We start from the raw sequence: 9,773 nt of genomic DNA, 5'->3' as shown, positions 1-9,773 counted from the left end.
GACCAAGATTTGCTATTACCCTTTGTTTGTTTTTACCGTTCTCTCTATAATTTTCAACAATTCTCAAATATTCTGTTCCTTTATTATTTTTAACAATTCTTAAAAACATAAAAATCACCTCTTGATTTCATAATGTCACTGTATATTATACCACAAAAACACTATGAAATCAAGAAAATTACACTATTGTTAAAATATTTTGTGTCACCACACGATTTTTTTTAATCCTATTTTTCCATACTTTTATCGTCTCAAACCCGCATTCTACCGTTCTATTTTCCTTAAATTTCCCAGATTGCTGTCAAAGTTAGGATATAATAAGAAATTCCCGTCTATACTAATATATAGACGGGAATTTTACTATTTAAAAGGTTATAGCAAATTTTGCATAAGCATTGATTTTTCCTTCTTGATCAGAATATATATCAGGTAATTGTAGTTGAGCACCAAATTGTATTGAAGTAAAATCAATATTTAAATTTATTTTTGCATCAATTTTATTTGTGTCTGAAAGAATATCATCAGGGGAATCTTTTGTTGTTTTTCGTATATTGGCATAAGTTATCTGGAATAGTTTTGTTTTAAAACCTCCTGATAATTCAGTTGTTAATATATCTTCTTCTTGTTTTTGTTTATATGCACCATTTAGTCCGACTTTTCCTAATGTTATATTTGTTTTAACGCCATAAGTTAATAGAATAGCATTATTTTCAGTATTTATTTTGTCAATGATATTTTTTAACCCGGCATCGAATGATAATTTTAATGAAAAATTATTCGTTTTAAATCCTATATTTTTTAAGTAAGCGGAATAAGCAGTAATCGTTTTATCTTTTTTATCGTCATTTGTAATAGTTGTTGTAGCGCTTTCGTTTATCAAAAATTCAGCATTATTTGTTTGATGCTCAACAGAATATTCACCTCCAACTGTTCCTAAAAAACCTAATTTCAAACTTGCGTTAAGTTTATATTTTTCAGTAATATTTCTTATATCATCAGTTGTTGAAGATGCAGGAACACTCTCCTTACCTAATAGATCATTTAAAGGATTAATATTATTTATCAATTCTGAAACGTCGCTATTTCCAAGAGCCAAACCTAATATTTCGTCTAAACCAATTAACGAAGTATTGTCTTTCTTTAATTCATAATTGCCTTTTAAATCTAATATCCATAGTTTCTTTTTAAAAGTAATACCATATTTCATAACATTTGAAGGTGCAGAAACACCCAGAGATTTATAGTTTTTATCCGCTTTTAAATAGTATAGATTTAAATTTAATATAGGTATTTCTCCATTTAAACTTAAAGCAGTTCCTAAAAGATATTTATCGGTTGCTGCTGCAACTATACCATTAGATATAGGGAAATAATCAAATGTTTTTGGGAATACATCTTCAATTTGGGTTACATAATTTTCTACGGTATCTTTTATTGTTGGATCTCCTGCAATATCTGCTATACTAGAAGCCATTTCTGTTATGCTTATAATATTAGAGGAATCATCAATATATACATCTATACCAAGATTAGCATTTATTTTAGCAACCCAGAGATTTAAAGAAGTATTGGCTCCTATTAAAATATTTTGTTTTGGAGTAATAGTATCAGGTATATTGAATAATGTTTTAATGTATCTATTTTCTTGAGTTCCCTGATAATCGGATATTATAGAAAAATCAACATTAGCTTTTAATAGTTCAAATAAATTTATCCCCGTTTTTAAACCTGCAAAATACCTGGGATAAGATGTTTCAAAAATGCCTACATCACTATTTCCTACAGCAATTTCAGCATTAGCAAGGTATAAATCTAATTTTGCATAATGACCTCTTACATTATAGTTATTTACAGTTAAAGGATTAAAATTAATTTGATTATCAAAAAATTTATATTTTAAAAAAGCTAGATCTAAATAGAAGTTTAAATTATTTGTTACATCAATATTTCTTGGCTTTTCATAAATTGTATAATCATCCATATTCATGGGGTTTAATAATCTAATGCTATCTTTTAAATCATAATTGAGTTGGTTAGTGAAATCTTTAAACAATTGTACAAAATCAGTACTTTCTTGAGACAAGAAAATTCTAAAACCAAAATTAAATATCCAAAATCTTAAATTGGAATCTAAGTCAGCATTTTGGGAGAAGTTCATATCTAATGAATCAATAACATTTTTTTCTATCAGTTCATTTGAAGTTGATATTTTGCTTTCAAATTTGAATTCAGAAGCTAATTCGTAATTTTTATTGAATGTGAATTCAACTAACGGAGGTCCTTTTTCTTTCATAATTACTTTTATTTTTTCTGGGTTAGAAATATTTCCTTTTTTATCAGAAACTTGAATAAAGATATAATATTCACCAAATGGAACATTTGTAAGTTTGTAAGTTAATAAATTTCCATCTAAATTATAATTTTCTATAACCTTGTCATTAATTTTAAATATAATACTTTTTGGATCTATACCAGTTTCTTTTTCATCTAATAAAATAGCAATAGGAATTAACTCATTATCAAAAAATTTTTGTCCATTTAAAGGAGAAATAAATTTAATTTTTGGGCTTAACGTATCAGGTAATACTTCAAACTGATAATAATTTCCAAAACCTTCTGGGAATCTTTGTACTAAGCCTTTTTCATCAATTAATTGAACGTAAAAACTATATTTTGTTGTATGAAGCAGAGCTGCCGGAATGACAGTCTCTGCAGAACTTTGGAATACTCTTAGTTTTAATATACTAAAATTCCTTTCATCATAAACTTTGAAAAATAATTTTGCTTCACTAAATGTTTGTCCAGGTTTGAAATTTACTGCTATTTTTACATTTTGCCCTTCATACACACTTTTTTCAAAGATTACTTCTTGTGATAGTGTAATTATGGAAAATATGAATATAAATGATATTATTAAGATTTTGTTTTTCATTTTCTATCCCCCCTCACTCATGAAATGTAATTTCTCGTTTGTTTTCAAATTTAACCCCTTCATTTGTATTTATTGTATATGTTTTTTGTGTACCATCTTTAAAAGCTAATTTTATTTCAGTATTATTATAAATTACTAAAATATCTTTATTATAAATAGGGGATAGAATTTTCAACACATTTACTTGATCTTTGTATTTTGTTTCAGCATTTCCTTTTAAACTAATAACAACTGCAACAACATTTCTTTTTTCCTGGTATTCAATTACTTTTATTTTTACAGATTTTGAAATATTACCAACACTAGCAGTTATTTTATGTATTCCAGGTGTTGAAAGAATAGCTTCTATTGCATCACCAGTACCTAATTCTCCATCAATATCAGAATTCCAAATTATGTCACCGTCAATACCAACTTTATATGCTTTCAGTTCAATAGGCTGATTTTGTATTACTAAAAGTCCATCTTCAATATCGATTACAAGATTTTGTTCAATTTTAGATTCTTTTAAAACCTGAATAGAAATCTTTTTCGTTACAGAACCATTGAATTTACTCATAACAGTCAAAGTTATTTCATGTTTTCCGGCGCTTAATTTTTTATTTATTTCTAAACCATTTCCTATTTGTCCATCAATATTTGAAATCCAAATAATATTTTCCGGAGTTATTTCAGAACCATCAGCATCTAAGGCAGAAGCTTTAAATGGTATTTCTACAGCTCCTGTGAAAATATCTCCATTCGATGGGCTTTCTATTGATAATTTTATGTTTCCTAAGCTCAAAATATTTATTGTATCTTTTGATATTTTTCCTTTTGAATTTTTTGCAATTGCTGTTATTAGATGTTTTCCAGGGATTAATTTAACTTTTAATTCTTTTCCTGTTCCTAGTATTCCCTGTAAATTAGAACTCCATTCAATATTTTCTATGTCACCATCAAGTGGATCTAAAGCAAAGGCTTTTAAAGTTATTTCTTCACCGCTTTTTACTGTATCATATGTTGATAATATTTTTATTTTTAGCTTTTCTCTTATAATAATGTTTACTGAATTAGAAATATCTTCATTTTTAGTCTTTACATTAACTTTTAATACATAATTTCCATTTTCTATATTATTTGTATTAATATTTATTACAGAACCATCTCCTACTTTTTTATCGTTAAGGAACCATGTGATTTTAGCATTTTTTCCTTCCGCATTAAATAATTTTGCAACAGCATTTATATTTTCCTGTCCTTTTACATATATATGGCCATTTTCAGGCTTTACAATGAGTACTTTTGTTTTTTCAAAAATTTTAATTTCTTTTGTTTTTGTGACTATATTTCCTAGTGCGTCTTTTATTTCGAGGAGAATTAATGCATTTCCAGGTTTTAAATCAAAAGCATTTAAATTTAAATTATTACCATTTAAAATTTTATCTTGCGTATTTGGCTGTTTTATAGTCCAATTTATCTGATAAGGTGCCAGCCCGCCTGAAATATTTGCTGTGAGATTAATAATAGCGGTTTGTGAAAAGACTCCTTGATTTTCTGGTGAGGATATATTTGCGATTAAAGGAGAAATAACTTTTATAGAAATAGATTTCTCACCGGTTAATCCATTATCATCAATAGCTTTGACTGTTATTCTATAATCTCCAGCACTTAATGTACCAGCATTTAATGAAACTCCTGAACCTTTTTCTTCACCATTAATAAACCATTTTATATTTTCTGGTTTTATATTGTTTTCAGCATCAATAATTGATGATTTAAAGATTATCAATTCTTTTGTGCTTAATATACTGCCATCTAATGGTTGACTTATATCAACAATAGGTTGTGTGTTTATAATTATTCTAACAGAATCAGAAACATTTTCTACTTGTGCAGTTATAGCATGTTCTCCGGAAGTTAATGAATTTGTATTTAATTCAATTCTTTTTCCAGTGCCAATTATTGTTCCGTCTAACTTCCAGTTAATCATATTATCTTCGAATGGAAGATTAGGTCCTTTAAATGCTTCTGCTTGAAGTATAAGAGGACTACCTATATTTATTATCGAATCATTAATAGGTTGAATTATTCTTATATTAGGTTTTTCAACAATAACAATATCAGTTGATAATTGTACATATTCTCCCATTTGATCTTCAACGTATAAGTCGATGAAATGCTCACCAGTTGATAAAACTTCCGTAAACTCGAATTTTAATCCATTCCCAACCTTTTCACCATCAACCATCCAGATGATTTTATCGTTTTCTATTGGATCATCATCTTGAACGATAGCTTCTAATATAAGTGACATTCCAGCAGTTATTTCCTGACCTTTTTGTGGCGATAATATTGTTGGATTAGGCTTTTGATTTATAATAATTTTTCTTGTTTCAGAAATTTCAACTCCCAGTTTATCTTTTGCAAAAATTTTTAAGCTATGAACTCCTGGATTTAACGTACCTGCAAATATAGAATTAATATTTTCACCAATTTTTACACCATCAATATATACAGAATATGTTAGCAATCCATCTTCTGCATCTTCAACCTTAACCTCTATAGGGATGTTTGCATTTGAAACAAATTTTTCTTCGTTTTCGGGGACTTCCCAACTTATAATAGGTTTTGTGTTAGGTAATAATGATATAGAATCTTCACTTTCTATGTCATTGAAGACAGCTTTTAACGTTAATTTTGACTGTGAAGTTATATTTTTTGTATCTAAAATTAAAATACTGCCTTTGCCGATTTCAACACCGTTTAAATACCATAACAGAACGCCATCACCTTCTCCTTTAATTTTTAGTTCTTCACCTGGGTTAAAGGGTATTTCTTCAGAATCTAATATTTTTGCTTTAATAGGGTCTAATATTTTTATATTTATTTCTGAAATTATATCTTTATATTCTGCTTGTATTATGTGCTCTCCCGGTTCTAAGTTTTCAAGGAACATAACACCACCATTACCTATTTCAGTTCCATCAAGATACCAAATAATATCATTAGTATCAAGATTTTGCTTTCCCTCTAATGCTGTTAAATAAACATTACCTACAACTTTTATTTCCTCACCAAATTTGAATGTTGAATTATTTTTTGGCATTAAGATTTCAAGAACAGGTTTATCAGATATGTTTATGCTTATTTCCTTTGTATATGTTTCGTCAAGTATATCTTGAACTTCAACTTTAACAATTATGTCACCTTCACCAACGTTTGAAACTAAGGCATCTTTTCCGTTAGCAACGAGAGTATTGTTAAAATACCAATTTATTTCTCTAATTTGATTCCAATTTCCTTTTAATAAATCCATTTTTAACCTAATTGAATCATTTAAATTAAAATGACTACCATCATCTGGAGAAATAATTTTTATTTCTAATCTTTCTATTATTTTAAAGCTTATTTTAATTTCAGCATAGTTGTTCATATTATCCATTATTTTAAACATTAAAATATGATTACCAGGTTTGAGGTTAGATATGGATATTTTATTATCATTTGAAATGGATTCGCCATCAAGCATCCATCCTTTTTCTTTAATACCAATAGCTTCATCAAATTCATATAATGCTTCAGCTTCAATAGTTTCATCATCAAATAAAATAGCATCATTATTTATTCCATCTATAACTAAATCGCTTATAGGTTTATATACATAAATTTTAACAAGTTTTTCTAAGTTATCAGCGACAGCTTTAATTTCAAAATTACCATAATTTTCAGGTATAAATTCTAATTCTTTACCTTCACCTAAATAAGTGTCATTAGCATACCATTCGATAGACGTTTCATATCTGGTGTTTGCTTTTAATTTTACAATTTTACCTAATTTATATATATTTCCATCATTTGGAGAAATAATTTGTAACGTTTGTGATTCCAATATTTTAATTTTAATAGTAGTTTCTTTTGTTGGACTTTTTGCTTTTATTTCATAATCTCCTGGAGCATTGAAAACATATGTAAATGTTTTGCCATTACCAATTAAAACATCATTAGCAAACCATTGTATATCTCCTCTTAAGTTTTCCCCAGAAGCTTCAAATTCAATTTCTTGACCAATAAAGAATTTAGAACCATCCTCAGGAGAAAGGATATTAAGCGTTTCAGGTGGAAGAATTTTTATAATTATTGAATGTTCTATACCTTCGCTTACGGCCTTAATTTCATAATCTCCTGGTTCGTTAAATGAATATTCTAAAGAATTGCCTTTTCCAATTTCATCTTCATTAGCATACCACATTATATCTTCTATTAAATTTTTAGAATCAGCTATAAATTTAATAGGTTGTCCTATTTCAAATAAAGCACCATCTTGTGGAGAAGTTATAATTAAGTATTTTTCTCCGACAACATTTACAGTAATCTCATCAAAAAAACCATTAGCTTCAGCTTTAATTATATATTTACCACCTTTTGTAAAAGTATATTCAAAGGAACTTCCGCTATCGATATTTTCATCGTTCACAAACCATTGAATATCTTCTTCAATATTTTGTTTTTCGGCCTTGAATAAATATGTTTGATTAATATCTAATACAAGCAACTTTTCTTTTGGAGAAATAATTTTAACAAATCTTTCAACATATATTTCAATAGATATTTCATGAGAAGCTATTCCTGATTTGACCATTAATGTGTGAGGGCCTTCAGCTTCTACATTGAATGTGTATTTTAACTCTTCGCCTTTTCCAATTTCATTTCCATCAATATACCAAATAATATCTTCATCTGCATATTTTGACTCAGCTTTAAGTGAAATTTCTTCTCCAGCTTTTATCTTTGCATTATTTAAAGGAGAAACAATACGTATTTCAGGAAAGTTTTTTACTAAAATATTGAAAGTAACAGATAATGTTTCATATTTTGCGATAATTGTATAATTTCCAGGTTCATTAAATGTATATTCTAAAGTATCTTCATTTCCAATAGTTCTACCATTAAGTATCCATTGTATATTTTGTGATTCCAGATTTTCATATTCAACTGTTAATGTTAATGAATCACCAACATATATTTCATATTCTGTGTTTTCAGCTGATAAAACAGGGACAGTTTCAATAAATATAGTAATAGAATCAGAAAGATCACCAGAAACTACATTTATTATATGCTCTCCTGATTCTTCAAATAAATATTCAATATGTTCTCCGCTGCCTATTTCATTTTCGCCATCATACCAAATAATATCTTCATCTAAATCCTGAGAAAATGCTTCAAATTCAACATTTTCGCCAACAATAAATTTGGAATTATCAGAAGGCTTTAAAATATATAATTTTGGTTGTTTAACAAAAACATTTACTTCTGTTTGAGCAGTATTGTTAAATTTATCTTTAGCAAAAAATAGGATCTTTAAAGGAGAATCAATGTAGCGTCTTTTTGGTGTGAACTCTATTGATAATCCAGAATACTTTTTTCCTTCAATTTCCCACCATGTTTCAGTTATTTCATCATCTGGATCGTTATCTACAGCGTTTCCTTCAAATGTATATGTTTCACCATATAAAAGATAATCTCCTTCAACAGGATTTATTATTTCTACTTCTGGAGGATTATTTTGTGGTGTAGAGAATTCCATCCATTCAATTTCAGAAGGTTCAAAAAAAGGAGTATTATCTTCATAATAAGGTATAACTTTCCATTTATAGAATTTGCCCCAGTCTAAAGAATTTTCTAATTGATAAGATTGAGAGCCATATACTTTTAAATTACCGAAACCATCAATTTGTAGTAAATAATATGCAACTTCGGAATCATAATCGAAATTCCATTCAAAAATAGGATTAATTTCTTCAATTTCTCCAGTTGGATAAATCATATCCGGATAAGATAAATCAAATGTGATATTTTCATCTAATGTTTTAGCGATCACATTTCCTCCAGAATCCTTCATAATAACTCTAAAAGTGTAGGTCTTTCCACGTTTAAAAATAGGATCATTTTCTTCACCGGTGATGTTATATGTAAAAATACCATCTTCAATATTATTTCCGGTAGGATAGCCTTTTATATCTAAGTCAAGGTTATTTTTATCAGGTTCGTTATGATTAAAGATCCTTGAAAATACTATTTGACCGTTTTCTTCAATTTCCAACTCACTTGTTGTTTTTGAATACCATGGAACTCTACTTAAGCTCCATTTAATGGTTGGGTATAAAGTATCTCCTTCAGGAAGTTTTATAAATTCAATGGGGTCTGGATTTATTATAGCGAGGCTTGAACTTTTAACTCCTTTGGAGACTTCATTTCCATTATTGTCGTCTTCGAATATTTCTATTTTTAATTCATATTTTCCTTCAGCCAATTCTAAATTTAAAAAATCTGTTGTATCTTCTAAATTGGAAATATGTGTCATATTATTTTCCTTTAAAGTTACCATATCTAAGTAATCTAAAATCTCTGTATTTTTCAAAATAAAAGTTTCATTAGAATTGAGTTCAATAGGACCAAATCTAATGATTAAATAATCCCCTTCCCATTTACCACTTAAAACTGATAAAGTAATATCTGCAAAGATAGTAGCGGGGTTAGTGTCATTTCTTACAATTGCAGTAAATAAATTGCCATTTAATATAATTCCAGGTGTTATTACTGCAAAATCTGTAGAGACATTAAAATCCCAAGAATCAAAGTTTACAGTACGTATAGAAACACTTTTAACGGCGGAAAAAGATACAATAAAAATCATTAAAATCATAAATAAAGAAAAAATCTTTTTAAACCTTCCCATAAAAACACCCCCTGTAATTTTTTAAACATATATACCTTTGGACTTTTTGAAAGTTTTTTTGTTCAAGTATTATTAATAAATTAAGAACATATTTAATTATACCATAAAAAACACCTTTCA

Annotated in this window: 2 protein-coding genes; both read right to left on the bottom strand. The window is 27.8% G+C overall.

The genetic code is table 11. The annotated features are described in order from the left end of the window. Window positions 1-364: 364 nt before the first annotated feature. Window positions 365-2,932 (bottom strand): hypothetical protein, encoded by a 2,568-nt coding sequence (locus BUA62_RS03835; RefSeq protein ID WP_072863627.1) that lies wholly within the window; start codon window positions 2,930-2,932, stop codon window positions 365-367. 13 nt (window positions 2,933-2,945) lie between these two features. Then, the gene (locus tag BUA62_RS03830) at window positions 2,946-9,653 is read right to left on the bottom strand and encodes a PKD-like domain-containing protein (protein ID WP_072863625.1); all 6,708 of its coding nucleotides are present in this window, start codon (window positions 9,651-9,653) and stop codon (window positions 2,946-2,948) included. Window positions 9,654-9,773 lie beyond the last annotated feature (120 nt).

It is taken from the genome of Marinitoga hydrogenitolerans DSM 16785, from assembly GCF_900129175.1.
GTDB classification, from domain to species: domain Bacteria; phylum Thermotogota; class Thermotogae; order Petrotogales; family Petrotogaceae; genus Marinitoga; species Marinitoga hydrogenitolerans.
Note: the sequence above shows the minus strand (reverse complement) of the source record. Positions and strands in the feature narration are given on the sequence as shown.